Below are 26,129 nucleotides of genomic sequence, written 5' to 3'. Positions count from 1 at the left end.
AGGTTTACCTCGCTTGCGTCGTGCCGGCGTGTAAATGATGTCACACATGGCGCACACATTTTTCCCTCTGCGACGCCATCCGAAACCGGCATCAAACCCGCCTGGAGTGACCAATGACCGACTTTTACAACCTTGTTCCGTCGGCGCCGCAAGGCCGCTTTGATGGCATCGAACGGCCCTATGCGCCGGAGGAGGTGAACCGGCTGCGCGGCTCGGTGCAGATCCGGCAGAGCCTCGCCGAAATGGGGGCAAACCGGCTGTGGCGGCTCATCCATGAAGAGGATTTCGTCAACGCGCTGGGTGCCATGTCGGGCAACCAGGCGATGCAGCAGGTGCGGGCCGGGCTGAAGGCGATCTATCTGTCGGGATGGCAGGTCGCCGCAGATGCCAACACCGCTTCCGCCATGTACCCGGACCAGTCGCTCTATCCCGCCAATGCGGCGCCCGAACTGGTCAAGCGCATCAACCGCACCCTGCAGCGCGCCGACCAGATCGAGACTTGCGAAGGTAAGGGGCTGTCGGTCGACACCTGGTTCGCGCCGATCGTCGCCGATGCGGAAGCCGGCTTCGGCGGGCCGCTCAACGCCTTCGAGATCATGAAGGCATTCATCGAGGCGGGTGCGGCCGGCGTCCATTACGAGGACCAGCTGGCTTCGGAGAAGAAATGCGGCCATCTCGGCGGCAAGGTGCTGATCCCAACCGCCGCACACATCCGCAATCTCAACGCGGCGCGCCTTGCCGCCGACGTCATGGGCACGCCGACACTGGTCGTGGCGCGCACCGACGCGGAAGCGGCAAAGCTCCTGACCTCCGACATCGACGAACGCGACCGGCCCTTCGTCGATTATGGCGCCGGCCGTACGGCGGAGGGCTTCTACCATGTCAGCAACGGCATCGAGCCCTGCATCGCCCGTGCCGTCGCCTATGCGCCCTATGCGGACCTGATCTGGTGCGAGACCTCCAGGCCCGATCTGGGGCAGGCCAGGACGTTTGCCGAGGGCGTGCGCAAGCATCATCCAGGCAAGCTGCTTGCCTATAATTGCTCGCCGTCTTTCAACTGGAAGAAGAATCTCGATGACGCGACGATTGCGAAGTTCCAGAAGGAACTCGGCGCCATGGGTTACAAGTTCCAGTTCATTACGCTGGCCGGTTTCCACCAGCTCAATTTCGGCATGTTCGAGCTCGCCCGCGGCTACAAGGAGCGGCAGATGGCAGCCTATTCGGAACTGCAGGAGGCGGAATTCGCCGCGGAAGCCAATGGCTACACCGCCACCAAGCACCAGCGCGAGGTCGGCACCGGCTATTTCGACGCCGTCTCGATGGCGATCACCGGTGGCCAGTCTTCGACCACGGCCATGCATGGATCGACCGAGCACGCCCAATTCAGGCCGGCGGCGGAATAGCGGACAAACAGAGGGAACGCCCAAACTGGCATGGCAACACAACAGGCACGGCAAAACAGGGAGAAGACCAATGGCATCGATAAGCCGCGTCAAGGAACGGGCCGAAGAGCAGGCCACCAGCATGAATGTCGACCAGCAGGCGACCATCCGAATGTTGGCGAACGATCTGCACAGGCTCAATCAGTCGGTAATGAAGGCGGTCGAGGCCGGCGTCTCGGTCGAACTGGTGCGCTCGGCACGGCACCATGGCGGCGACGGCAACTGGGGCGACCTGCTGATCCCGGTCATCGTCACGCAACGGAGCCACGACTGATGAATTCTACCGCACCGCGCCTTTTTTGAGCGCATGTTATCGCACGCCGCACGCCGCGGCTCTGCCTAGTCCGGCAGAGCCGCTAGTGCAACGATTTCAATGACAAGATCAGGCTGCGCAAGTGCTGCAACGCCGATAACTTCCGAGGGCGGCGGGTTGTTGTAGCTGCAGTGCTTCGGGCAGTGCTCGGCAAAGAATTCGTCCAGGACGTCCAGGCGAAAATTGGGAGAGCTCAGAACGCCGCCATCGGGAAATGGCCCCTTAACAAAGAAGGTCAGCCTGATGAGATGGTCGAGCGCAGTGCCAAGCTCTTCCAGGTCTGATTTGATGTTGGTGAGAATTTCGCGCCACTGCGCGGCCGCACCGCCGACGGCGCCGCCGCCGCTTTTGCCGATCGGATCGTAGTCCTCGACGGTCGCGGTGTTTCCGGAAAGATAGACAAACCCCTTTGCGCCGGTAACGACCGTACCCTTTCCCCACGGCATCAACCGGCCATTTTTGAATTTCTTGTGAGTCACGAGTTCCATTGTCATCTCCCGTCGATCAAAGAGACGTGCTTAGCCAACGAGGAAGGGTAGTCCGCCGAGACGATACGACAAGCTCGCGACAGACCTGCCTCGCCTTCATCCAATCTTTCGTCAACCCGGCTACGGCTGCGAGTTGGTCGTTCGCGCTGCAAAGCTAAAGTTCACTGGAGCCTGCCCGGTTGTGGTGCAACTTCTCCTTCGGGCGGCGACAAAGAAAGCACTTAATTTTAATTTTAATGTTTCTTGCGATATTCTCCTGATATGCCCTTTGAGCTTGACATGAGCAGTGATCTCACGCCAATTACCGCTCGAGTTTCAACCCTGCATTGAAATGTTGAACAACGGCCTGCCCCGCATGTGCCCAGCGAATCGCGATATCGAGCCTGCAAAACAGCCGCCTTTCGTTAGCCGGGACATGGAGACGCGGATGCTGCCGGATTTCTCGCGGGTGCTGGTGGTCGGAAAATCACCGATCAACCGCGTCGTGGTTTCAAAAATCGTGGAGCGGTCCGGCCTCAAACCGATCTCGGAAACTCCCGAAACCGCGGCAAAGGCCTTGCAGGCGCTGATACCGGGGACTGTCGTTCTCGACGGCGGAGCGGAGAACGGGGACTGCGACGCCTTGCTGTCGGGTATCGATGCACTGCGAAGGGCGTCAGGCAGATCGCTTCCGTCGGTGATCCTGCTTTCGGTCAAGACCGGCACTCCGGAGAGCCTGGGCCTGTCGAGCGTCGTCGATGTGGTGGTCGTCAAGCCGATCACCACCGAACGGCTGCAGCCGGTGATTGACCGGCTGGTCGGGGTCGGCCGCAACTGACCTCTACGGCGACGCGCCGACCGCAGACCTGATCAATCAATCTCGCCGATACGCTCGATCAGGCCTGGCAGTTCACCGAGATTGGCTATCTGGCGAAAGCGCGGTGCTGAGACCGGCGGCTCGACATGCTCCAGCACCCAGGTCAGTTCATGCGGCACGTGGATGCCCCAACTGCCGGCTTCGATGGCCGGCACGACGTCCGATTTGAGCGAGTTGCCGACCATCATGCCCTTTTCCGGGCCATCGCCGTGGCGGCTGAAGATGCGGCTATAGGTGGCAGCGCTCTTGTCGCTGACGATTTCGACCGCATGGAACAGCGCTCCCAGTCCGGATTGCGCCAGCTTGCGTTCCTGGTCGAACAGGTCGCCCTTGGTGATCAGCACCAGGCGGTAGGCGCCGGCCAGCTTTTCCACGGTCTCGCGCGCATACGGAAGCGGCTCGATCGGATGGCTGAGCATCTCGCGGCCCGCGGCGAGAATTTCGGCGATCGTTGAGGCCGGCACCTGGCCCTCGGTGACCTCGATAGCCGTCTCGATCATCGACAGCGTAAATCCCTTGATGCCGAAGCCGTAGACCGCGAGGTTGCGCTTCTCGGCCTCCAACAACCTTGCTGAAATCCGGTCCTCCTCGGCGTGATCGGCGAGCAGTGCGGCAAAGCGCTTCTCGGTCATGCGGAAGAACTGTTCATTCTGCCACAGCGTGTCATCGGCGTCGAAGCCGATCGTCGTCAGTTTGCGGCTGTGTTGCATGCGGCCCATTAATTGCAGCGTTGCGGGAGGCCGACCCTAGACCAGGAGGCTTTTATCCGGAAGTCGTTGTGTTTCCCCGATTATCGAGGCGCATGCCAGCCAGCTCCCCTTCCCTTCCGTCGTCGGCAACAGCTATACTCCACAATCTGCAACAAATCTGGTGATTGATGCCGCCTGCAAAAAAGGAAGTCCGTCCGTCGAGCCGCGGAGGACGCGCCCGCACGCCTGCCTTCGTGAAAAACCAACGTGGCGTCAAGAACTGGAAAGAAGTCAGCGCCTGGCTAGAATGGCGCGGCATCGAAGACATCGAATGCATCACGCCCGACCAGGCCGGGGTTGCGCGCGGCAAGATGATGCCATCGAAGAAATTCACCTCCAATACCTCGCTGGCACTGCCTTCGGCGGTGTTCATGACGACGATTTCCGGCGGCTATCCGGAGGACGGCAACGGCTTCCACTATCCGGAGGACGATGGCGACCTCAAGCTGATGCCTGACCTCTCGACGCTGACCGTGGTGCCGTGGGAGGAGGACCCGACGGCGGCGGTTATCTGCGACCTCGTCCACCAGGACGGCCGCTCGGTCGAGTTCACGCCGCGCAACGTGCTGAAGCGCGTGCTCGCTGCTTATGACAGACGCGGGCTGAGACCGGTCGTGGCGCCTGAGATCGAGTTCTACCTGGTGCGCAAGAACCCCGATCCGGACTACCCGCTCACCCCGCCTGTCGGGCGCTCCGGGCGGCCGATCGGCGGCGGCGCCGGCTATTCGATCGCCGGGGTCAACGAATTCGACGAACTGATCGACGACATCTATCATTTCTCCGAAAGCCAGGGCCTGGAGATCGACACGCTGATCCACGAGGAGGGCGCCGGCCAGCTCGAAATCAATCTGCGTCACGGCGACCCGATCGAGCTCGCCGACCAGGTGTTCATGTTCAAGCGCACCATCCGCGAGGCGGCGCTGAAGCACGAAATCTACGCCACCTTCATGGCCAAGCCGATCCAGGGCCAGCCCGGTTCCGCCATGCATATCCATCAGTCGATCATCGACAAGAAGACCGGCAAGAACGTCTTTTCGGCGGAGGACGGCTCGGAGACCGACGCCTTCTTCCACTTCATCGGCGGCATGCAGAAACATGTGCCGAACGCGCTGGTGATGTTTGCGCCCTACGTCAATTCCTACCGGCGGCTGACGCAGTCGGCCTCGGCGCCGGTCAACAACAAATGGGGCTACGATAACCGGACCACGGCCTTCCGCGTGCCCCGCTCCGACCCGGCGGCGCGGCGCGTCGAAAACCGCATTCCCTCCTCTGACGCCAACCCCTATCTGGCGCTGGCGGCATCGCTCGCCTGCGGGCTGATCGGCATGACCAACAAGATCCAGGCCGAGCCGCCGGTTCTGACGACCGCCAACGAGGACCAGATCGACCTGCCGCGCAGCCTGCTCGAAGCCGTCGACCTGTTCGAGGCCGACGAGGAACTCTGCGCCCTGCTCGGCAAATCCTTCGCAGCGACCTATGCGGCGATCAAGCGAGCGGAATTCGAGACCTTCATGGAAGTGATCAGCCCGTGGGAGAGGGAGTATTTGCTGCTGAATGTGTGAGTAGTGAGTAGTCATTAGTGAGTAGTGAACGGGGCTGGATCGCACCAAGACCGTTACTGTCCGTTCCTATTCACCAACTACTACTCATTACTCACTATTTCTCTCCGCCTCTGCAAAAATCTCCGAGTCTTGGCTGCATCATGCCCTACCAATCCCCAATCTCCCCCGGCCGCTCCTGGTACGAAGACACCGCCGGGCCAAGGCCCGAATATCCGGCGCTCGACGGCGACCGGACATGCGATATGGTGATCGTCGGCGGCGGCTTTACCGGCCTGTCGGCGGCGGCTCACCTAGCCAAGACAGGCTCAGATGTCGTGCTTATCGAAACGCATCGTTTCGGTGATGGCGCATCGGGCCGCAATGGTGGCCAGCTCGGCACCGGACAGCGGGCCTGGGCAGAGGAGCTGGAAGCGGAATACGGCTTTCCCCGCGCCAAGGCGCTGTTCGACCTGGCCGAAGAGGCCAAGGCGCATCTGCTCGACTTCGCCGCGGTGAACCAGATCGAGATCGACTATATGCCCGGCCAAATGTCGGTGGCGCACAAGAAGCGCTATGTCGACGACTACAAGGCTCATGCCGAGATCATGGCAAACCGGTTCGGTTATCCGCACATCTCATTCATGGATGCCGCGGAGACTGCCGAGCGGCTCGGCTCGACGCATTATTTCGGCGGCACCCGCGATACCGGCACCGGCCACATCCATCCGCTGAAGCTGGTGATCGGCACCGCGAAAGTCGCGACGCAGGCCGGCGCAAAGCTTTTCGAGCAGACGCCGTCGACCGGCATCACCTCCGGCGGCGGCAAGGTCAGGGTTGCGACGCCGAAGGGCACGATCACCGCCGCTAAATGCCTGATCGGGGTCAACGCCTATGGCGGCACGCTCGAACCGGTGAGTGCCGCGCATATCATGCCGATCGGCTCCTTCATCGGTGCAACGGTGCCGCTGGGAGCCGATTCCAAAGTGTTGCCGGGTGGCGAGGCGGTCGACGATTCGCGCTTCGTCGTGCGCTATTTCCGCAAATCGAAGGATGGGCGGCTGCTGTTTGGCGGACGCGAGATCTACGCGGTCAACGATCCCAAGGACATCCACATCCACATCCGCCGGCAGATCGCCGAGATCTATCCGTCATTGAAGGACGTCGAGATCACCCATGGCTGGGGCGGCTATGTCGGCATCACCGTGCCGAGAAAGCCGTTCGTGCGCGAAGTGATGCCCAATGTGATCTCGATCGGCGGTTATTCCGGCCATGGCGTCATGCTGTCGAACTTTTTCGGCAAGCTTTATGCGGAGACGGTCGCCGGCAACCGCGACCGGCTGAAGCTGATCGAGGACCTGAAAATTCCTCCCTTCCCCGGCGGCCGGCGTTTGCGCGCGCCATTGCTCTTTCTTGCGCTCAACTGGTACGCGTTGCGGGACAGGATTTAACCAGACGTTGCAGAATCCTTAACCTGGGCGCAGAATTCCCGCCAAGGGCGCAGTGATGCCACAATCGCGGGCGAAAGATGATGCTCGTGGGCAGCTGAACGGGGAATTTTGCGGGCTTGCCCGCTTTTGGTTTGGGACCGATGCCGATCGAAATGCCGGCTCTCCGGCAAGGGGTCGTAAGAACATCGGCCCGCAAATGGAGGTGGCAAGAGTGAAAGAGCCCTTCAGTTTCGGCGCGCCGGAACGACGGCGCCTTGCGATGCAATTCGGTTACGATATGCGGCCGACGTTCTGGCATGGGGTCCGGTCGAACGCGCATCTGGTAATCGCCGCGCTTGGCACGGCCGCACTGCTCGGCGTTGCCGCGGTGGCACTGTGGCTGGCATTGCCGGCAAATGAGCGACAAGCGGCCGCAAGCCCTGGGCAGATCGTTCCGACCATCCCGGTCAAGACGACGAAGATCATGCCTGCCAAGGTCGCTGCGGCGCCGCGGACGACGGGCAAGGCAGATGCGGTTTCCCCGGCGGTTGCCGCGGCGGAAGCCGAGATACCGGCGCTGGCTCCCAATGATCCGCGCTGGACGGGGCCAAAGACGGCATCGGCCGCCGCCACGGCAGCATCCGACCAACTGGCAAGCCAGACCGAGCAGGCGGCCGATAAATCGTCCGCCGCGGTGGCGTTTGCTGACCCGGCAGCGAAGCCCGACGCTGCGGCACTGTTTGCCAAAGTGGCGGCTCCCGGCAGCTCGACGAAAAACACAGGGCCTGACGGTGCTCAGACCGCCGCCATCCCCACACCCAAGCCGCAACTGCCGGCGGCGCAGTCCGCGAGTGAGGACGGCGACGGTACCAAGGCAAAATCCGGAAAAGCCAATACTGCGGGTACCGGACGCATCCTGAGATCCGTCACCATGCGGATCGGCCCGAAGAAGAATGCTGCCGCCATTCTCACCGTGCCTGCCAAGACCTCGGTGCAGGTGATGAGCTGCAAGCAATGGTGCCAGATCGTCTACAACGGTAAGCGCGGCTGGGTGTACAAGAGCTACGTCAAAACCGGGGCGTAAGGCCGGCACAGCGATCGCGGGTGGCTTGCCATCAGCCAGTCCTGCGCCTGAGGACCCGGCCGTTCAAATACAACGTCCGCCGTCGACTTCCAGCGCCACGCCAGTGATGAAAGCCGCTTCGTCCGAAGCAAGCCAAAGCGCGGCATTGGCAATGTCGAGCGGCGTCGAAAGCCGGCCGAGCGGGACCGATGCGCGGAACTTCTCGCGGATCTCGGGTGTGTCGGCGCCCATGAATTTCGCGAGCATGCCGGTCTCGCCGGCAACTGGGCAGAGGCAGTTGACGCGGATGTTCTTCGGCGCGAGTTCCACCGCCATCGATTTGGTCGCGGTGATCGCCCAGCCCTTCGATGCGTTGTACCAGGTGAGGCCAGGCCGCGGCCTGATACCGGCCGTGGAGGCCGTCGTCAGGATGACGCCACCGCCTTGCCGGTGCATGACCGGCACCACGGCAAGCGCTGCGTGGTAGATCGCCTTCATGTTGACAGATGTGATCAGGTCGAAGGTCGCTTCGTCGACTTCCAGCAGGTCACCGTTGCGATGCGTGTAACCGGCATTGTTGACCATGATGTCGATGCGGCCGAAGGCGCTCATTGCGGCATGGACCATGTCGTCGAATTCGGACCGCAGCGAGACGTCGGTCTGGGTCCAGATCGCCTTTTCGCCGATCTCCCCGGCAACGCGCTCCGCGCCCTTGGCGTTCAGATCGGCGACGACCACCCGCGCGCCCTCCTCGGCAAAGCGCCTGGCCATGCCCTCGCCAAAGCCCGAGGCAGCGCCGGTGATGATGGCGACTTTGTTTTGCAGGCGCATGCTTTTCTCACTCATCGTTGAAGGCGATCGACGACGCCTTTGGCCAGGCCATCGAAAGATGTGCGTCCATCGACGATTTCTCCTTTGGCTTTCGCTGCCATCCGGCACTATGCTGCACCTGCGAAGGCTCCGGAAGCATCGCTTGCCGACAAGCCTCCGGCTAGCGCCCGTGTCAAGAGCACACGCGGATGTGACGCAATGGCACTGGCAAGTTTAAATCGATTAGATTATATCAGCCGCGTTATCGCGACCGGCGTCACAGCGGACAGACCATGACCAGCCAGATCATTCCCGTCGACCCCTTCGACTTCATCATTTTCGGCGGCACCGGCGACCTGTCGGAACGTAAGCTTCTGCCGTCGCTGTACCACCGGCAGCGCGACCACCAGTTTTCCGAGCCGACGCGCATCATCGGCACATCACGTTCGAAGATGACCGACGAGGAATTCCAGTCGTTCGCCAGGCAGGCGATTGCCGATCATGTGAAACCGGAGGATATCGACGCCACGGAACTAAAGACGTTCCTCGCGCGGCTCTCCTATGTCCCGGCGGATGCAACCACAGGTGCCGGCTTCGACAGGCTGAAGAAGGCGATCGGCGACAGCGAACACATCCGCGCTTTCTATCTGGCGGTGGCGCCGGCGCTGTTCGGCGACATCTCGCACAAGCTGAAGGAGCACGGGCTGATCACGCCGAATTCGCGCATCGTGCTGGAAAAACCGATCGGCCGCGATCTCGCTTCGGCGCGCGCGCTCAACGACCTGGTCGGCGACGACTTCCATGAAAGCCAGATTTTCCGCATCGACCACTATCTCGGCAAGGAGACGGTTCAGAATTTGATGGCGCTGCGCTTTGCCAACGCGCTCTACGAGCCGCTTTGGAATTCCGCCAATGTCGATCATGTGCAGATCACCGTCGCCGAGACGGTCGGCCTGGAAGACCGCGTCACCTATTACGACAAGGCCGGCGCATTGCGCGACATGGTGCAGAACCACATGCTGCAACTGCTCTGCCTGGTCGCGATGGAGGCGCCGTCGTCGATGGACGCCGATGCTGTCCGTGACGAAAAGCTGAAGGTGCTGCGGGCGCTGAAGCGCATCAACGGCAACGAAGCGCCGAAGCACACGGTGCGCGGGCAATATCGTGCCGGCGCCTCGGCCGGCGGGCCGGTGAAAGGCTATGTCGAGGAACTCGGCAAGAACAGCAACACCGAGACTTTCGTTGCGCTCAAGGCCGAGATCGGCAACTGGCGCTGGGCGGGCGTGCCGTTCTACCTCCGAACCGGCAAGCGGCTGGCGACCCGCGTTTCGGAGATCGTCATCGAATTCAAGCCGATCCCGCACTCGATCTTCGGCGAGAGCGCCGGGCCGATCTCCGCCAACCAGCTGGTCATCAGGCTGCAGCCCGACGAAGGCGTCAAGCAGTTCATTATGATCAAGGATCCGGGGCCGGGCGGCATGCGGCTGCGCCAGATCCCGCTCGACATGAGTTTTGCGCAATCCTTCGACGGCCGCGCCCCCGATGCCTATGAGCGGCTGATCATGGACGTCATCCGTGGCAACCAGACGCTGTTCATGCGCCGCGACGAGGTCGAGGCGGCGTGGAAATGGATCGACCCGATCCAGGACGCCTGGGAAAGCGGCAGGCAAGAGGCGCAAGGCTACACCGCCGGCACATGGGGCCCCTCGGCCTCGATTGCGCTGATCGAACGCGACGGGCGGACATGGCACGAGAGCAATTAGGCGACGCCTACAACTGGCACGAATTTGCCGGACGCCAGGAGCTGGCGACAGCGCTTGCCGGCCACGTCGCCGGCCGTCTGTCAAAGGCGATCGCCGAGCGCGGCACGGCACTGCTCGCGGTCTCGGGCGGCACGACGCCTGCGAAATTCTTCGCGGCGCTTTCGACCGTTCCGATCGCCTGGGAAAAGGTGACGATAACATTGGTCGACGAGCGCTTCGTGCCGCCCTCATCGCCGCGCTCCAATGCCGGCCTGGTTGCCGCCAACCTGCTGCAGAACGCGGCCGCGGCCGCGAATTTCGTGCCGCTTTACCGCGCAGCGGCAAGTATCGAGGGCGCAGCGGTCTCCGATAGTGACGCGCTGCAAGTGCTGCCCTGGCCACTCGACGTCGTTGTGCTTGGCATGGGAACTGATGGCCACACCGCCTCGTTCTTTCCGGATGCCGACAACCTGGCAAGATTGCTCGATCCGTCGTCGCAAAGGCTCGTGCTTCCGGTTCACGCGGCAAGCGCCGGCGAGCCACGGCTGACGCTGTCATTGGCGCGGATCATCAATGCCGCCTTCGTCGCGCTGCATATCGAGGGCGCGGAAAAACGCGCCGCATTCGAGGCCGCGCTTGGAACTGGAGCACGAAAGCCCATTCGCGCCGTGCTCGAAGCCACTCTAAAGCCCGTAGAGGTTTTCTGGGCTCCCTGATCTCAACTTGGCTGCAGGTCCCGGCAACAGCCGGAAGGTGTTGCGGGACCTCGCCTGAAAGGACCGACCGCCATGACCGCAAGACGTGACATCGAAGCCATCACCCAGCGCATCCGTGAGCGCTCCAAGCCCGGTCGCGAGGCCTATCTCGGCCGCATCGCCGAAGCCTCGAACCGCACCGCCAACCGGGCCGTGCTGTCCTGCGGCAACCTGGCCCACGGCTTTGCCGTCTGCAGCCCTTCCGAAAAGGTAGCGCTTGGCGGCGACCGGGTGCCGAACCTCGGTATCATCACCTCCTATAACGACATGCTGTCGGCGCATCAGCCTTTCGAGACATTTCCGGCGCTGATCAAGGACGCGGCGCGCGAGGCCGGCGGCATCGCCCAGGTGGCCGGCGGCGTGCCGGCGATGTGCGACGGCGTCACCCAGGGCCAGCCCGGAATGGAGCTGTCGCTGTTCTCGCGCGACGTGATCGCCATGGCCGCGGCAATCGGCCTGTCGCACAACATGTTCGATGCCGCCGTCTATCTCGGCGTCTGCGACAAGATCGTGCCGGGGCTGGTGATCGCGGCGCTGACCTTCGGCCATCTGCCGGCGGTCTTCATCCCGGCCGGGCCGATGACGACCGGCATTCCGAACGACGAAAAAGCCAAGATTCGCCAGCTCTATGCCGAGGGCAAGGCGGGGCGGGCCGAACTGCTCGAAGCGGAATCAAAATCCTATCACGGGCCGGGAACCTGCACTTTCTACGGTACCGCCAATTCCAACCAGATGCTGATGGAGATCATGGGCCTGCACACGCCTGGCGCTTCCTTCGTCAATCCCGGCACGCCGTTGCGCGACGCGCTGACCAGGGAAGCGACGAAGCGGGCGCTGGCGATCACCGCGCTCGGCAACGCCTACACGCCAGTCGGGCGGATGATCGACGAGCGCTCGATCGTCAACGGCATCGTCGGCCTGCACGCCACCGGCGGTTCGACCAACCACACCATCCACCTGATCGCCATGGCAGCGGCGGCCGGCATCGCCATTACCTGGCAGGACATCTCCGATATCTCGGAAGCGGTGCCGCTGCTGGCGCGGGTCTATCCGAACGGCCTTGCCGATGTGAACCATTTCCACGCCGCCGGCGGGCTCGGCTTCCTGATCCGCGAACTGCTCGACGCAGGCGTCTTGCATGAGGATGTGCAGACTGTGTGGGGCGAAGGGCTGCGCCCCTACGCGGTCGAGGCCAAGCTCGGTGCAGACGGCGGCGTCGTACGCGAGGCCTCCCCGCGCCAAAGCGGCGACGAGAAGGTGCTGGCACCGTTCAAGAAGGCGTTCCAGCCGAGCGGCGGGCTGAAAGTGCTTTCAGGCAATCTCGGCCACGCCGTCATCAAGACATCGGCGGTCAAGCCGGAGCGGCGCATCATCGAGGCGCCGGCCAAGGTGTTCGACAGCCAGCAAGGGCTGAACGAGGCGTTCAAGGCGGGGTCGCTGACCGGCGACTTCATCGCCGTCATTCGGTTCCAGGGTCCGAAGGCCAACGGCATGCCAGAATTGCACAGGCTGACCACCGTGCTCGGCATCCTGCAGGACCGCGGCCAGCATGTGGCGCTGGTCACCGACGGCCGCATGTCGGGCGCTTCAGGCAAGGTGCCGGCGGCGATCCACGTGACGCCGGAAGCGGCGGAGGACGGGCCGATCGCCAGGATCCATGACGGCGATATCATCAGGCTCGACGCCGAGGCCGGGACTCTCGAAGTGCTGGTGCCGGCCGGCGACTTTGCCCTGCGCCGGCCCGCCGACAGCGACCTCATAGGCAATGAATTCGGCTTCGGCCGCGAGCTTTTCGCCGGGTTCCGGCAGTTGGTGGGCCGCGCCGACCATGGCGCCAGCGCCTTCGGTACAGCGTGACCTTTTTTAGCAACAAGGAAGAGCGGCTGACGGCTGCTCTCCACTGGATCTATTGAACCGTCAGTTCGGCTCGCGCGCCGGCCCTGACCGTTACCGTGCCTTCTTTCGAGCTGTTGTCCGATTTCTTCGAAACCACCGCGTAGTCACCGGCCGACAGGGTGGCTTCATACTTCTGGTCATAGGCGTAGCCCACCGACTTGCGGGTTCCGTCGATGTTCTTCCTGGCCTCGAATATCTCGATCTTCGAGGCCCCTGGCGCGGTTATCGTCAGCATGCCGGCGTTCATCGCGATCTTCAGATCCTGATGGTCGCCAACCTTGACGCTGAACGGCTGCTCGGCAACCGCAAGGTCGACCGTCGCGACCAGCACATAATCGTCGGGCGGCAGATCGAACTTGCTGTCCGGACCGTAGGCATAAGTCATCTCCTGCCTGGTTCCGTCGACGTTCTTTCTCGCCTGGAGCACCTTGAAGCCGACGCCCGAACCCTCGGCCTTGTCGCCGCCGGCAGCATAATAGGCGTTGGCGACGATACGCCCGACGCCGACGATGACGTCCTTGTCGATGACCCTGCCGGCGGCAAGCGGGATCGTCTCGGTAACCATGCCCTGGCCGATCGTGACGGTCACCTTCTGGTCGCCGGCCGGCAGCACGACTTTCGTGTCGCCGTAATAGGTCCGCGGGGTGTCGACGCCGGGATAGCCGATTACGACAGCCGCGCCGCCGTCAACGTCCGCTCCTTCGCTTGGCCGCGGGTGGATGACCAGCGTGCCGGCATTCAGGTTGAAGTGCGGCTTGGCGGCCTGGCCAGGCTCTATCTTGATCTTCTGTTCGGCCCTGGCCTCGCCGGCGCGTGCGACGACGATATAGTCGCCCGGCTCAAGATTGCCCTTGTAGGCGCCATATTCAGTGGTGACGGGATCGCCGCGCGTGCCGTCGGAATTTGCCTTATAGATCTCCCAGGCATTGCCGTCGGTGACGGGATCGCCACCCTCGGCAAGCACGACGGTGGGCACGAAATTGGACTCCGCCGGCTGCGCGGGCGCCGGCTGGGGAGCAGGCTGCGGGGCGGGAGCCGGTTCAGGGGCGGGTGGCGGAGGCGCGACGGTCTCGACGAGAGCGTCCTGCAATGCCTTTTCATCCGACGCTTCGATATATTTGCCGCCGGTGTTGTCGGCGAGGCAAGCGACCTGCTTGCCCTCGGCCGCCGTCAGGCCGAAGCCGACGACATTGACGGTGAAGTCGACGCCGGCAGCCTCCAGTTCCTTGCCGAGCGCACAGGGGTCGCCGTTGCATGTCTCGATGCCATCGGTGATGAGAACGACCGTCGCCTTGCCCTCGGTGTATTTCAACGCCTCCGCCGCTTGTTTGACGGCGGCGGTCAGCGGCGTCTTGCCCTGAAATTTCAGGCTGTCGGCCGCGGCTGAGATCGCACTGGCCGAGCCGGCCTGCGGTGGCACGATGAGTTCGATGTCGTCACAACTGGCCTTCTCGCGGTGGCCATAGGCCATCAGGCCGATTTCCTCGTCGGTCGGGACCGATTGCAGTACGTTCCGCAGCGATTGACGGGCGATTTCGAGCTTGGGCTTGCCGTCGATCTGCGCCCACATCGAGCCGGAGGCATCGAGAACGATAATGACGCGATCGGCGGCAAAGCCGAACCCCGTCATCCAAAGCAGCAGGGTCGCCGCCGCGGCGCTCCGCACAAATCCCACCATCGAATATTTCCCCATCCGTCGCCGCCGCTCGGCGCCGGAAAGCTATTTGACGCCGCGTCGCGACACAAGCCCGGCTGGAGCACGAAGCTGCGCCGCCGCTGTGCAAAACCCTCAATAGGTCGTGCGCCGCTCCTCGGAAGGCGGCCGGCCGAACTGCAGCCGATAGCTCTGGGCAAAGTAGGAATGCGAGGTGAAGCCGGTGGCGATCGCCACGTCGAGGATCGGCATGTTGGTCTGGCGCAGCAGTTCGCGCGCCCGCTCGAGCCTAAGCCGCATATAGTAGCGCCCGGGCGTCACGCTGAGATGGCGCAGGAACAGGCGCTCGACCTGGCGCACCGACAGGCCCGCCGACTTGGCAAGCTGCACCGCCGACAGCGGCTCGTCGAGATGGTCGGCCATCAGCTCGACGATGCGGCGCAGCTTCTCCGACTTGCCGGTCAGGTCGCGCTCCGGGCCGACGCGCTGGCGGTCACCGGCCGAGCGGATGCGCTCATGCTGGAACTGGTTGGCGACGCCATTGGCGAGGCTCGAGCCGAAATCACCGCGCACGATCTCCAGCATCAGGTCGATCGAGGTGGTGCCGCCGGCGCAAGTGTAGCGCTTGCGGTCGATCTCGAAGACGTTGCCGGTGCAGTTGATATCCGGGAAACGCTCGAGGAAACCGGCGCGGTTTTCCCAATGGATGGTGCAGCGATAGCCATCGAGCTGGCCTGCCTCGGCAAGCAGATAGGAGCCGACCGAAAGCGCGCCGAGCGCATTGCCGCGCCGGCCCCAGCTGCGCAGCGCCGCCAGCACCTTGCTCTTGCCGGGAAATTCCGTCGTCAGCCCGACCGAGACGAACAGGATATCGACCGGCGGCAGATCGGCGACGGCGTAGTCGATCTTGAGCGGCAGGCCGTTGGACGCCATGACGGCATCGCCGTCGGCCGACACCGTCGTCCAGCCATAGAAATCGCGGCCGAGCAGCCGGTTCGCCGACCGGAACGTGTCGATTGCCGCGGCCAGCGAGAACATGGAGAACTTGTCGACCAGCAGAAACCCGAACTGCCGGCCGCCCTGAACGGGATCATTGGTGACCGGCCGTTCTAAGGGAACAGTGAGGTTCGGCAAGGACGCTGCTTTCTGGTCAGAAGGAAGGCCGTTTCAACCCGGCCGCGAGATAGGCGGAAGCTAGCGTGTTGGCCATCAGCATGGCAATGGTCATCGGTCCGACGCCGCCAGGCACCGGCGTGATGGCGCCGGCCGCCGTCGCTGCTTCGGCAAAGGCGACATCGCCGACGAGGCGGGTCTTGCCTTCACCCTTCTCAGGTGCGGCGATGCGGTTGATGCCGACGTCGATGACGGTTGCGCCAGGCTTGACCCAGTCGCCGCGGACCATTTCGGGCCGGCCGACGGCTGCAACTAGAATATCGGCGGTGCGGGCAAGCGCCGGCAGGTCCCTGGTGCGGCTGTGTGCGATAGTGACGGTGCAGTTGGCGGCAAGCAGAAGATTGGCCATCGGTTTGCCGACGATGTTCGAACGCCCGACGACGACCGCATTGAGGCCGGACAGGTCCTTGCCACGCACCCGTTCGATCAGCAGCATCGAGCCGGCCGGCGTGCAAGGCACGAAGGCGGTCTCAAGCTCGCCGGTGCCGAGCTTGCCGACATTGATGAAGTGGAAGCCGTCGACATCCTTCTCCGGCGCGATGGTCTGGATGATCTTGCCGGCGTCGATATGGCCGGGAAGCGGAAGCTGCACCAGGATGCCGTTGATGGCCGGATCGGCATTGAGCTGGCCGATGATCTTCAAAAGGTCCGGCTCGGAGGTTTCGGCCGGCAGTGTGTGCTGAACCGAATGGAAGCCGCATTCCTTGGCGGTACGGGATTTGGATGCGACATAGACCTGGCTCGCCGGATCCTCGCCGACGATGACCACCGCGAGACCGGGCTGCTGCCCACCTTTTTCCGCTAGTTCGGCGGTCAGTGTCTTGACCCGCCGCACCACGTCTTCGGCGACGCTTTTTCCGTCAATCAACTCGGCCATGAACCACCCTCGACGCCTATTGCTAAGCCTGCCGCATCCATGCGGCGTGCTCCAGATATGTTTTTATGCAGGTCGTTGCCCAGAACCATGCGCGGGCGGGCGGACATGCAGCGCGGCATTTTCACGAAAATCGAGCCGGGCAATCCCGTCAATGCGCCGTCCCATGCCGTTAACTCGAAACCGGCATGTTTTATTCGACGCTCAGAAATAGCGGCGATGCGTGCGGTTTTCGGTGAGCTCGCGAACCGCCTCGCGGAATTCGCGCAGGCTGGCGCGGATTTCCTCGATCTGGCTTTGCTGATCGGCGGCTTCCGAGGCCTGAATTGCGTCCCTCGACCAGGCCTGAGTATGTGCCGAATGCGGCGGCGTGGGTTGCTGCGGATACGGTGCCCGACCGGCATAGAGCGGCTGCGGGTAGAAGGCAGGCGACATGGCTGCGCTTGAGTTTGTCGCGGTGGAAGTTTCACCCGACGTCATCTCCTCCTGCGCTCTGCCGGGCATGAGCCGGCCCAGCGCCGACAACACGGCACCGATTGGACCCGGCCGTTTGGTGCGCGCGACCTCGAGCAGAGCGAGAGGCGGCGCTGCCGGGTATGCGGCGCGATCGGCGGAACCGGAATCGGGGCCGTCAAGGGAGCCTACGGGGTCGAAAAATGCATCGGCAGCTGTAGCCTCTTCCATCAGTATGGGGCCGGCCTTTGACGCATCAGGATGGGGCTGGCCTATGCCTGCGGCTGCCAACAGGATCGGGCTGGCACGCGCTTCGCGGCGCGAGCGGGCCAGACGATGGCGTGTGGCGGCATCCTCGCGCCATGACCGGGCTGTACGGTCCTCCAGGGAAACCAGCGCTGCTTCGTCTTCGTCGCGCGCTGCCTCGACGAACGACAGCAGGGACTGCTCGTTCCTCCAGTGTTCACGATTATTCCTATAAGCCATGGTTTCTGGAGCTTCCCCCTCGGGCTGGGACGTAGCGACCGCCACTGGTTAAGCGATGCTAAACAGGCATAGGAAATAAAAGGTTAATGTGGTCGCCGCGCCCCTGCGCGACTACATGCGCATCCCAACCGCAAGGTCCGGGTTTCCGCCTGATCACGGTCCCAAAAGGGCTTCCCCGCCCTGCCGCGAACGTCTATGGGGAAGCCATCTCTATGGAGGCTTTCGATGACGATCAGGCTTGTTCTCGCCGGTTGCGGCAATATGGGCTCCGCCATGCTCTCGGGCTGGCTGAAAGCCGGCAAGCTCGCTCCGGCTGCGGTGTTCGTGGTCGAGCCCAATGCCGAGTTGCGCAAGCGTGCCGAAGCACTGGGCTGCTCTGCTGCCGCGGACGCCGGCGCCATCCCGGCGGACGCCGTGCCGGCCCTCGTCGTCATTGCGGTCAAGCCGCAGGTGATCCGTAACGTGACGGCTGGCTACATCCGCTTCAACGATGGCCGAACCACTTTCCTCAGCATCGCCGCCGGGACGCCGGTCGCTACGTTCGAAGGCATTCTCGGCGATCGCGCGCCGATCCTGCGCTGCATGCCCAATACGCCGGCGGCGATCGGCAAGGGCATGATGGTGGTGTTTTCCAACAGGCTGGTTTCCGACGAGACTAAACGTTTCGTCGCCGACCTGCTCTCGGCGAGCGGGCAAGTGGCCGATATCGACGACGAGGGCCTGATGGACGCGGTGACGGCGGTCTCCGGGTCGGGGCCGGCCTATATCTTCCACTTCATCGAAGCGCTGACCGTGGCCGCCGAGAAGGCTGGCCTGCCTGGCAAGGTCGCAAAGCTCCTGGCCATGCAAACGGTCTACGGCGCCGCCTCGCTTGCCGCCGAAAGCGGCGAGGAGCCCGGCGTGCTTAGACGGCAGGTGACCAGCCCCAACGGCACCACGGCTGCCGCCCTTGCCGTGCTGATGGGCGAGGACCGTCTGACGCGCCTGCTCACTGAGGCGGTGGAAGCGGCGCGGCTGCGGTCGATCGAACTGGGGAAGTAACAGCTGATTTCGGATTACGCGAGATCGGTATGCGAAAAGTCGTTGCCCTTGTAGAGCAGTGCGGAGCCATGACTTTTTGCGCAAGCATAAGAAAGGCAGTCGGCTAAGTTGAGCTGGGCGGGATGTCCGCGCCCCTTTCCGTAATCTGAAAATGTATGGATTGCGAGCTTGGCATCGCTGGCGTCGATAGGCACAATTTCGATTTCAGCCTCGCGAAGAAACGCCTCTATCGCATCTCCGGCGACAACCGGCGGCACGGCAAGCATGGTCGAAAGCCGCATCGCCGCTTCAAGCACCACCAACGCCGAAGTTATTCTTGCGGGCGCTGCCTCGATTCGGTTGCTCCACTCGCGGGCATCCTCTTCGCCTGAAAGAATCGCGACAACCACGGAGGTGTCGACGAACATCAGGAATGGCTCCACATCTCATCGATCTCATCCTTCGTCATAGCCCGACCATCTTGGCCTGCCTTGGCCTTGAAGTCGTTGGCAATGGCAGCAAGCCGCTCGGCCAAGGGAATGCGTCCGCTCTCCCGCTTCAACTCGGATTCAAGCGCTTCGATGACCGCTTCCGTCATAGAAATCTTGCGTTTGGCAGCAAGCTCTCGCGCCAGTTCGCGTGCGCGCGGATCCCTGATCTGAAGATTCATGTAATCGCCTCCGCCTTCATCGTCACTACAATATAGCGAATTCGTCATGACAAAGCCAGTGCTCGGCCGGAGGCCATTGCGACGGCTCACCGGTCGAGAGCCTTACGCTCCATACAGCATCCCGTCCTGCAGCCGGCGCAAGGCGAACAGCCTGGTCGTCGGGTCGGGCGCGGCATTGTCGGCGGTGAGCAATTCGCCTTTCCGCACCTGTTTCAGCACCTTGCCGCCTTCGAGCAGGCCGACGGGCACGGCGCGATGGGCGCGGGCTTCTTCGACGGTCATGGTCCAGGAGCGGTAGCAGGTCTCGCCGATCGCATCGAACGTCTCGCCCGTCGCCAGATCGCGCTTGGCCACGGCGCAGACCTCGGCCACCGGCCGTGGCAGCGGCACCATGTCGGGCTTGCCATAAAGCGCGATGCGAGCGGCCGTCAGCGGCACTTCCAGCGAGGTCAGATGGTAGGGCCTGAAGAAGCTGTAATAGGGGCCGTGGCCGATATGCAGATCGTCCATGCGCTCGATGATGCGCGGATGCGTCGCCTCGACGATTACGAAGACGCCGGGCGCCACGCCCTTGCCGACGGTGTAGTCGACGACGCCGTTCTTCGACAGGATGCCGCCCTGCTCGCGCGGGATCAGCACCTTGACCAGCTCGTCGCGATCGGCCTTGGGGCCGTGCATGCCGGGAACGTCGGGCACCAGCCCGGTGGCGTTGGCAATGGCGCACATCTCAACCATGGTTTTCGAGCCGTCGACGAACTCGACCAGCATGCGCGGATTCATGTTGCGGCGTAGCGCTTCCTCGCGATAGTCGTCGGGAACGGCGTCGTGGTTGAGCGGGTTGTTCTTGCCCTTGCCGGCGGAGACGATGGTGTAGCCGAGCGCCGAGGCGAACTCGATCAGCTCCATGCAGCTCGACGGCTCGTCGCCGGCGCCGACCGAATAGACGACGCCGAGCCGGTCGGCCTGCTGCTTCAGATAGCAGCCGATAGTGACGTCGGCCTCGACATTCATCATCACCAGATGCTTGCCGTGCTGCATCGCCATCAGGTCGAAATCGGCGGCGACGCCGGGCTTGCCGGTAGCATCGATGACGACATCGATAAGCGGATTGGTGACCAGCATTTCGTTCGAGGTTATGGCGATCTTGCCGCTTTCGATCACCTGGCTGAGCTTCGACGGCGTATCGGCCTCCCGTGCCATCGCCTCGTCGCCATAGGCGATGCGGATGGCATCACGCGCCGTATGCGGGCGGCGCGTCGAGATCGCGCAAACCGAAATGCCCGGCATCAGCATGCCTTGCGTCACCAGGTCGGTTCCCATCTCGCCGGAACCTATGACGCCGATGCGCACCGGGCGGCCTTGTGCGGCGCGCTTGGCAAGATCGCGGGCAAGCCCGGTCAAGGCGACATTGGTCATGCGAGAGCGTCCACTGCTTTAAGTCTTTGTTTGCGCATGTCGCTGTCCCAAAACCGCGGCACACTTGGGCAACATGCATCAGGATGCGGGAATAGCAGGGAACGGTAACGGTTTGCCAACGAAACCGGCCGCCGGCGGTGTTTTCTTGCGCTTGGCCCCAAAATCGGATTGCTTTCTGTGAAGACAATGCACCCGGCCAAAGTGTTACCGACGGTCCTGTGGGCCTAACGTCCGCGTTCTCAGATCTTAGAAAATGCCTCTCAGGGCACAACCGGCGAACGGGTGCAGCAGAACCGCTAAGCGCCGTTTGAATGGATCACAGCCAAGAAATGGACGGAAATTCTTAGTCATTCCTTTATGCATCCCGGCTTAAATGAGGAATGGACTGGCGTGCCCGTATCTTCAGGCGTTTTTTCTGCATGCGACGAACCGGCAAGAGTGGCAACGTTGCCACTATTTTTGCCCTGTCGTTGCCGATCGTCGTCGGCGGCGCGGGTCTCGGCGTTGAGACTTCCTACTGGTATTACAGCGGCCTGAAGCTACAAGCGGTGGCGGATGCGGCAGCCTATGCTGGCGCTTTGGAAAAGGTTTCAGGATCCGACAAACCAACGATAGTCTCCGCCGCGACATTGTCTGCGACAACGAATGGCTGGGACCCGTCGACAGGCACAATCGAAATCTTCACGCCCCCGTCCTCCGGCCCGAATGTGGCCCAAAAGGCTGTCGAGGTCATCGTTCATCAGACCCTCGATCGGTTTTTTACATCGATATTCACGCAAAATGCGGTCGGCGCACAGGCAAGAGCGGTGGCTCTTATCACCGACGCCTCAAAGGCCTGCGCTCTAGCTCTCAATCATTCCGCTCCGAAAGCGGCGCTCTTTTCCGGCAGTTCGAATCTCAAACTGAACGGCTGCGTCGTGATGTCGAATTCGATAGCCGCGGACGCCATCAAGCTTCAGGGATCGGCAAGCCTTCAGGTCGATTGCCTGGTATCGGCAGGCGGTGTTTCGTTGAGCAACCCCGTGACGACCGTGTGCGCCAGGCCGATAACCCAGGCGTTGCCCGCTGCCGATCCTTTTGCCGACTTGCCGGCGCCACCGGCCACGAACCCCTGTCGAAACAGCAATCAGTCGGTGTTGCAACCTGGAACATACTGCAGGGGGCTCAGCTTGAGCGGCAATGTAACGCTTTCGCCCGGGATATACGTCATTCAAGGCGGTGATTTCAAAGCGAACTCGAACGCGAATATTTCCGGCGACGGAGTCATCATTTATCTGGCCGGCAGCTCCGGCGTCAGCATGAACGGCACGGCCACCATCAAGCTCAGCGCACCAACGTCGGGCACCTATTCGGGGGTGCTGTTTTACGGCGACAAAGCCAACCTGACTGGATCGAACACGGTTAATGGCACGGCAGATTCGCTTTTGACCGGCGCTTTGTATTTTCCAACGCAAGACGTTAATTATCTCGGCAATTTCTCGGGCAAAGGCGGTTGCACTCAGGTCGTCGCCAGTACCGTGCAGTGGTCCGGCAACGCGAACGTCAATCAGGACTGCACGAGCCTTGGAATGCGAGACATTCCGGCGACGCAATCCATAAAGCTTGTCGAGTAATCTTCGTGACAGGGTCAGCAGTCCGGATGTTCCGCAGCGATTCGGGTGCTGCCGCGGTAGAGTTTGCGCTGATTGTGCCGATCCTTTGCCTGGTACTCCTTGGCATCATTGACGGCTGGTCTTTTGTGTCGAACGCGTTGTCGATGCGTGCAGGCGTCAAAACGGCGGCGAATCTCGTGATGCAAGGAGCAGCCGAGGATGCGACTATCCAAGCTGTCGCTCTTTCAGGCTGGGAAAACCATCCCGGCGACGCGCAGGTGACGCTGAGCCGGAAATATATGTGCGGGACCACCGTGGTCGATCCATCTGTCCTGTGCGACAGTTTGAAAGCTCCCGCGGTTTTCGTCGAAATCCAAGCGACAGCCACCTGGTCACCGCCCTTCAGTTTCGGCGCGTTTTCGCTCTCGCGCGAGCTCAGCCACCAACAGGTGATCCGTGTTCGCTAAAGCGAGGGCCTTCATACGGGGAGCATCAGGCGGAGCTGCGTTGGAGTTCGCGCTGATCGCCCCTGTTCTGATAATGGTCTTGATCGGCGTCTTCGCATTCGGCTGGGCCTTGAATGCCATGTCCAGTGTTCGGTATACGCTGGAAACGTCCGCGCGTGCGCTGCAGATGAAGAACTCGCTGACGCAGGCCGAGATAGAAGCCATAGCCACGGCAAAATTGCTGACTTTGGGATTGAAAGACGTAGACGTAACAATAGCAATCGACGCCCCCAACGGCGGCTTTCGAATGGCACATCTCACGGCCAGGTATGCTTTCGTTATCGAGTTCCCGTACTTCGATCGGTATCCGATAAATTATGGGACGACTGTCGCAGTTCCATTGGTTGGATCATGAGCGCGTCCAATTTCCTTAGGCAATAAGGGGTGAGCGGCCCAACGAAAGTGGCTGCGTCGGTTTCTCGCGGGCTACCGCAATTCGGCCAGCAACACCTGCGCCTCCGCGAGGTTTTTTCAGAGCCGGCGGCCAGGTCGTCCACTACCCCTCGCCCACTTCTATCTCGCCGCTACTTGTTTAATGACAACTATGCGAGGCCCACATGTGGAACTTGGCGACGGAGGGCTGGGTACTCCTCAGGCAAAGCATCCTCGGCTTCGTCAACGACAATGCGCTGAGCCATGGGGCGGCGATAGCGTTTTATGCCACGACTTCGCTTGCGCCGATCCTGCTCATCGTTGTCGCTATCGCCGGCATGGCCTTCGGGCACGAGGCGGCGCAACTCGCCCTTTCGGCACAGATCGCCGGCCTGATGGGGCCGCAAAGTGCCGAGCTGCTGCAGGCGACGATCGAGAACGCCTCGCAGAAGGAAGCGGGAACCCTTGCTAGCATTCTGGGGCTGGTCACGTTGTTCGTCGCCGCATCCGGCGTGTTCGGCGAAATGCAGCTGGCGCTGAACGAGATCTGGAAAGTCAAACCGAGCGGGGCAACGATCTCGCGGCTGGTTCGGGCACGCATTGCAAGCCTGGGCCTGGTCGCCGCGCTTGGTTTCCTGCTCCTGGTGTCGCTGGTCGTAAGCGCTGCAATTTCGGCGCTCGGAGAGGTCATCAACGCCTATCTGCCGTTCGGCACCATCATCCTGAGCGCCATCAACGGGATCGTCTCGTTTGCCCTGATCACGCTGCTGTTTGCCGCGATCTACAAGGTGCTGCCCGACCGCAGCCTGCAATGGCGCGATGTCGGCCTCGGCGCCGTGGTCACCGGGTTTCTGTTCACCATCGGCAAGTCGCTGATTGGCTGGTATATCGGAACCAGCGCCATCTCATCGTCATACGGCGCGGCCGGCGCCCTGCTCGTCGTGCTGTTATGGGTCTACTATTCGGCGGAGATATTTCTGCTGGGCGCCGAATTCACGCGAGCCTATTCGGTCCGACACGGCAGCCGGACCGATTTGAAGAACAAGGTGGAATCGCATGACAAATGAATTCACGCCGAAATTCGACCTGGCCGGCAAGGTGGTGCTGGTTACCGGCGCCTCGCGCGGCATCGGCCGCGCCTGCGCACTCGCCTGCATGTGCTCGGCCACATCCCGCTCGGCCGCATAGGCGACCCGATCGACGTCGCCGGCACCGTGGTGTTCTTCGCCTTGCCGGCGGCGTCACTGATCACCGGCGCGAATATATTGGTGGATGGCGGTTGGTCGCTAGCGTGATAGGGCTCTTTGGCTGGTAGTGCGACACCGCCTCGCGAGTGCCGCCTCCCCACACCGGAAGAAGCGCGCGGACTTCGCAGGTCGTTGAGCGGTTCAAGGTTAGTCCAAGAGGTCTTTTATGGGCGAAAAATCTCAATCGAACAGTGAATTCGACGAACCGCGGAATGAGCCACTCTTCACGACTATCTCGCAGACAGACCCCGCCTTCCTTGCAGCTTACGATCGCGCACTTGCGAGTGTGCCGACATTTGTCGAACACATCGAGAGAAATGCAGATGCCTTCTGTTCCGCGAAGCTTCGGTTTCGCGATCCCGACGAGTCCGAACGTCTTGGGGAGGACAACTTTGTTTTCCTTTGGCTTGCCGCAGTGCATTATCATGCTGAGGAGCGGCTATTTTCGGGTACGTTTTTCGGGGTGCCACCCGAGCTTCAGAAATGGCATCAAGTCGGACAGCGACTTGCATTTGAAGGCGACGATATTTTCGATTGGATGGTTCTCGACGCGGGGCACTTGCATGGGGGATTCACATTGCGCGTAACCCGAGACAAGCTTCCTGAGAAAGATCGCGGCTCATACGATCGATACATCGGGGTTTCGGTTTATGAGCCACTGCCGTCCTGATTCAACGCATGCTTAATGGCCTGGTCTTTCGTTGGAGGATTGGGCACCGCACTGGTCAAACCAGCTTTCTCATTCATTGCCGGCGAGCCAACGGACCATGTTCGCCATCAGTTTTCCGTAGAACGGCCATGCGAGGAAATCCTGCGAGAGCCAATGCGGGCCGATATCGGTTGCCCAGGCAATCGCGCGGCCGCGGCCATGGCTGCCGACGGCAAGGAGCGGCCAGTCGGTGCCGCGATGGTGGCAGGTCGCCAGAAGCCGGGACGAACCGTCGCGCCTGAATTCCAGCTTGTTCATGCCGAGAATCGGCGGCAAAGGCCCCTCCACCCCGGAAAAAATCGGATGTGACGACTGCAGGATGGAGGCCTGCAGGCCTTGCGGCACCTCCATGCCGTCGCAGTAGGGTAGGCAGCGGACGGGCAGAACGTCCTCGACCGGGGTGTCGTGGAAACGCGCCGTCCCGAACATGCCCTGAAAGCCCATGTAACCGCCGGCCAGCATCAGCCCGCCGCCAGCTTCGACATAGGCCTTGAGCACATCGAGGCGGTTGACGCCGACACGCCCGGCGCGGGCATCCGGCGTGACCAGCAATGTCAGGGCGCCGACATCGGAGATCACCACCGCCTGATATTGGGCGAGCCCATCGAGGTCATAAGGGAACTCCGCGCTGCAACGCTCGCCGCCGATCTGCGTGACGGCGATGCCTTCAGTGGCCAGCGCGGCATTGAAGGCCATAGCGCCATTGGTCGAGGCCGCACTTGTAAGCACGTCGCTGCCGATGGCAACCGACGTCGTCGCTGCAAAGGTTTCGCCTGCAAGCAAGATCTTCATTGCCGCCCCGCACTGTTTTCATTCGAGATGTTTTAGGAAGGGCGCCGGATCGACCGGCGCCCCTCTGGAGCTTGAGCTCCATA

The 26,129-nt window shown here is 62.3% G+C and carries 27 protein-coding genes and 1 pseudogene; 17 read left to right on the top strand and 11 right to left on the bottom strand.

Annotation, left to right across the window (positions count from 1 at the left end):
* Positions 1-113: 113 nt before the first annotated feature.
* Complete coding sequence (gene aceA, locus NKJ17_RS11800; protein ID WP_352688456.1) at positions 114-1,403, top strand: isocitrate lyase; 1,290 nt, start codon at positions 114-116, stop codon at positions 1,401-1,403.
* Positions 1,404-1,473: 70 nt separating this feature from the next.
* The gene (locus NKJ17_RS11795) at positions 1,474-1,716 is read left to right on the top strand and encodes an SMc00767 family acetate metabolism repressor (RefSeq protein WP_023719402.1); all 243 of its coding nucleotides are present in this window, start codon (positions 1,474-1,476) and stop codon (positions 1,714-1,716) included.
* 65 nt (positions 1,717-1,781) lie between these two features.
* Here the strand turns inward: NKJ17_RS11795 and NKJ17_RS11790 are convergent, their stop codons facing one another.
* Positions 1,782-2,243: a RidA family protein gene (locus NKJ17_RS11790; RefSeq protein WP_254819286.1), complete on the bottom strand. Its 462-nt coding sequence runs from the start codon at positions 2,241-2,243 to the stop codon at positions 1,782-1,784.
* 427 nt (positions 2,244-2,670) lie between these two features.
* Here NKJ17_RS11790 and NKJ17_RS11785 point away from each other — a divergent pair, with 427 nt between their 5' ends.
* The gene (locus tag NKJ17_RS11785) at positions 2,671-3,060 is read left to right on the top strand and encodes an ANTAR domain-containing protein (protein ID WP_254819285.1); all 390 of its coding nucleotides are present in this window, start codon (positions 2,671-2,673) and stop codon (positions 3,058-3,060) included.
* A gap of 32 nt (positions 3,061-3,092) precedes the next feature.
* Here NKJ17_RS11785 and NKJ17_RS11780 read toward each other — a convergent pair whose 3' ends face one another.
* Entirely contained in the window at positions 3,093-3,809 is a 717-nt protein-coding gene (locus tag NKJ17_RS11780) for an HAD family hydrolase (RefSeq protein ID WP_352508660.1), read from the bottom strand.
* 167 nt (positions 3,810-3,976) lie between these two features.
* Between NKJ17_RS11780 and NKJ17_RS11775 the strand changes: the two genes are divergently transcribed.
* The 3 genes from NKJ17_RS11775 (at position 3,977) to NKJ17_RS11765 (ending at position 7,900) form a co-directional block, all read left to right on the top strand.
* Positions 3,977-5,410 carry a glutamine synthetase family protein gene (locus NKJ17_RS11775; RefSeq protein WP_352475854.1) on the top strand — a complete coding sequence of 478 codons (1,434 nt, stop codon included), beginning with the start codon at positions 3,977-3,979 and terminating at the stop codon, positions 5,408-5,410.
* Between the two features lie 140 nt (positions 5,411-5,550).
* Positions 5,551-6,837, top strand: coding sequence for an NAD(P)/FAD-dependent oxidoreductase (locus NKJ17_RS11770; protein WP_352688454.1), 1,287 nt, complete (start codon positions 5,551-5,553; stop codon positions 6,835-6,837).
* Between the two features lie 211 nt (positions 6,838-7,048).
* Complete coding sequence (locus NKJ17_RS11765) at positions 7,049-7,900, top strand: SH3 domain-containing protein (RefSeq protein ID WP_352688452.1); 852 nt, start codon at positions 7,049-7,051, stop codon at positions 7,898-7,900.
* Positions 7,901-7,963: 63 nt separating this feature from the next.
* On the opposite strand, the gene NKJ17_RS11760 is transcribed toward NKJ17_RS11765, so the two are convergent.
* Complete coding sequence (locus tag NKJ17_RS11760) at positions 7,964-8,710, bottom strand: SDR family oxidoreductase (RefSeq protein WP_352688450.1); 747 nt, start codon at positions 8,708-8,710, stop codon at positions 7,964-7,966.
* Positions 8,711-8,982: 272 nt separating this feature from the next.
* Here NKJ17_RS11760 and zwf point away from each other — a divergent pair, with 272 nt between their 5' ends.
* From zwf to edd, 3 genes are all read left to right on the top strand, one after another.
* On the top strand, positions 8,983-10,452 hold the full coding sequence (gene zwf / locus NKJ17_RS11755) for a glucose-6-phosphate dehydrogenase (RefSeq protein WP_254819279.1): 1,470 nt from the start codon (positions 8,983-8,985) through the stop codon (positions 10,450-10,452).
* A complete protein-coding gene (gene pgl / locus NKJ17_RS11750) occupies positions 10,434-11,147 on the top strand; it encodes a 6-phosphogluconolactonase (protein ID WP_352688448.1) in 714 nt (237 codons plus the stop codon). Before zwf ends, pgl begins: the two co-directional genes overlap by 19 nt.
* Positions 11,148-11,219: 72 nt before the next feature.
* The gene (gene edd, locus NKJ17_RS11745; RefSeq protein WP_352644218.1) at positions 11,220-13,043 is read left to right on the top strand and encodes a phosphogluconate dehydratase; all 1,824 of its coding nucleotides are present in this window, start codon (positions 11,220-11,222) and stop codon (positions 13,041-13,043) included.
* A 49-nt stretch (positions 13,044-13,092) separates the two neighbouring features.
* Here edd and NKJ17_RS11740 read toward each other — a convergent pair whose 3' ends face one another.
* The 4 genes from NKJ17_RS11740 to NKJ17_RS11725 form a co-directional block, all read right to left on the bottom strand.
* Positions 13,093-14,760: a vWA domain-containing protein gene (locus NKJ17_RS11740; RefSeq protein ID WP_352688446.1), complete on the bottom strand. Its 1,668-nt coding sequence runs from the start codon at positions 14,758-14,760 to the stop codon at positions 13,093-13,095.
* A gap of 111 nt (positions 14,761-14,871) precedes the next feature.
* Positions 14,872-15,870 carry a GlxA family transcriptional regulator gene (locus NKJ17_RS11735; protein ID WP_254820541.1) on the bottom strand — a complete coding sequence of 333 codons (999 nt, stop codon included), beginning with the start codon at positions 15,868-15,870 and terminating at the stop codon, positions 14,872-14,874.
* A 16-nt stretch (positions 15,871-15,886) separates the two neighbouring features.
* On the bottom strand, positions 15,887-16,786 hold the full coding sequence (gene folD / locus NKJ17_RS11730) for a bifunctional methylenetetrahydrofolate dehydrogenase/methenyltetrahydrofolate cyclohydrolase FolD (RefSeq protein WP_352475861.1): 900 nt from the start codon (positions 16,784-16,786) through the stop codon (positions 15,887-15,889).
* 201 nt (positions 16,787-16,987) lie between these two features.
* Positions 16,988-17,722 (bottom strand): hypothetical protein, encoded by a 735-nt coding sequence (locus NKJ17_RS11725; RefSeq protein WP_352688444.1) that lies wholly within the window; start codon positions 17,720-17,722, stop codon positions 16,988-16,990.
* A gap of 225 nt (positions 17,723-17,947) precedes the next feature.
* Here NKJ17_RS11725 and proC point away from each other — a divergent pair, with 225 nt between their 5' ends.
* Entirely contained in the window at positions 17,948-18,763 is an 816-nt protein-coding gene (proC, locus tag NKJ17_RS11720; RefSeq protein ID WP_352688442.1) for a pyrroline-5-carboxylate reductase, read from the top strand.
* 14 nt (positions 18,764-18,777) lie between these two features.
* Here proC and NKJ17_RS11715 read toward each other — a convergent pair whose 3' ends face one another.
* The 3 genes from NKJ17_RS11715 to NKJ17_RS11705 form a co-directional block, all read right to left on the bottom strand.
* On the bottom strand, positions 18,778-19,170 hold the full coding sequence (locus NKJ17_RS11715) for a type II toxin-antitoxin system VapC family toxin (protein ID WP_352508649.1): 393 nt from the start codon (positions 19,168-19,170) through the stop codon (positions 18,778-18,780).
* Complete coding sequence (locus NKJ17_RS11710; RefSeq protein WP_352508648.1) at positions 19,170-19,412, bottom strand: type II toxin-antitoxin system VapB family antitoxin; 243 nt, start codon at positions 19,410-19,412, stop codon at positions 19,170-19,172. Before NKJ17_RS11710 ends, NKJ17_RS11715 begins: the two co-directional genes overlap by 1 nt.
* A 102-nt stretch (positions 19,413-19,514) precedes the next feature.
* Positions 19,515-20,828 (bottom strand): NAD(P)H-dependent oxidoreductase, encoded by a 1,314-nt coding sequence (locus NKJ17_RS11705; protein ID WP_352508647.1) that lies wholly within the window; start codon positions 20,826-20,828, stop codon positions 19,515-19,517.
* A 380-nt stretch (positions 20,829-21,208) separates the two neighbouring features.
* Here NKJ17_RS11705 and NKJ17_RS11700 point away from each other — a divergent pair, with 380 nt between their 5' ends.
* The 7 genes and pseudogenes from NKJ17_RS11700 to NKJ17_RS11670 all read left to right on the top strand — a co-directional run bounded on the left by NKJ17_RS11700 (position 21,209) and on the right by NKJ17_RS11670 (position 25,215).
* On the top strand, positions 21,209-22,441 hold the full coding sequence (locus tag NKJ17_RS11700; RefSeq protein ID WP_352508646.1) for a pilus assembly protein TadG-related protein: 1,233 nt from the start codon (positions 21,209-21,211) through the stop codon (positions 22,439-22,441).
* Between the two features lie 26 nt (positions 22,442-22,467).
* Positions 22,468-22,887, top strand: a complete 420-nt coding sequence (locus NKJ17_RS11695) for a TadE/TadG family type IV pilus assembly protein (RefSeq protein ID WP_352508645.1) — start codon at positions 22,468-22,470, stop codon at positions 22,885-22,887.
* A 40-nt stretch (positions 22,888-22,927) separates the two neighbouring features.
* Positions 22,928-23,281 carry a TadE/TadG family type IV pilus assembly protein gene (locus NKJ17_RS11690; protein WP_254820550.1) on the top strand — a complete coding sequence of 118 codons (354 nt, stop codon included), beginning with the start codon at positions 22,928-22,930 and terminating at the stop codon, positions 23,279-23,281.
* A 202-nt stretch (positions 23,282-23,483) separates the two neighbouring features.
* Positions 23,484-24,365, top strand: a complete 882-nt coding sequence (locus NKJ17_RS11685; protein WP_352508644.1) for a YihY/virulence factor BrkB family protein — start codon at positions 23,484-23,486, stop codon at positions 24,363-24,365.
* Positions 24,355-24,486, top strand: coding sequence for a hypothetical protein (locus NKJ17_RS11680; RefSeq protein WP_352508643.1), 132 nt, complete (start codon positions 24,355-24,357; stop codon positions 24,484-24,486). The genes NKJ17_RS11685 and NKJ17_RS11680 overlap by 11 nt, the downstream gene beginning before the upstream one ends.
* Positions 24,453-24,593: pseudogene (locus NKJ17_RS11675) on the top strand (SDR family oxidoreductase); the annotation flags it as partial. The gene NKJ17_RS11680 and the pseudogene NKJ17_RS11675, both read left to right, overlap by 34 nt.
* 118 nt (positions 24,594-24,711) lie before the next feature.
* The gene (locus NKJ17_RS11670) at positions 24,712-25,215 is read left to right on the top strand and encodes a DUF2314 domain-containing protein (protein ID WP_352644236.1); all 504 of its coding nucleotides are present in this window, start codon (positions 24,712-24,714) and stop codon (positions 25,213-25,215) included.
* 69 nt (positions 25,216-25,284) lie between these two features.
* On the opposite strand, the gene NKJ17_RS11665 is transcribed toward NKJ17_RS11670, so the two are convergent.
* Complete coding sequence (locus NKJ17_RS11665) at positions 25,285-26,046, bottom strand: glutamine amidotransferase (protein WP_352508641.1); 762 nt, start codon at positions 26,044-26,046, stop codon at positions 25,285-25,287.
* Positions 26,047-26,129: the final 83 nt, after the last annotated feature.

This window comes from Mesorhizobium sp. M0208, from assembly GCF_040322015.1.
GTDB lineage: Bacteria > Pseudomonadota > Alphaproteobacteria > Rhizobiales > Rhizobiaceae > Mesorhizobium.
The sequence above is the reverse complement of the archived record's forward strand: the minus strand, read 5'-3'. Positions and strand labels throughout refer to the sequence as shown.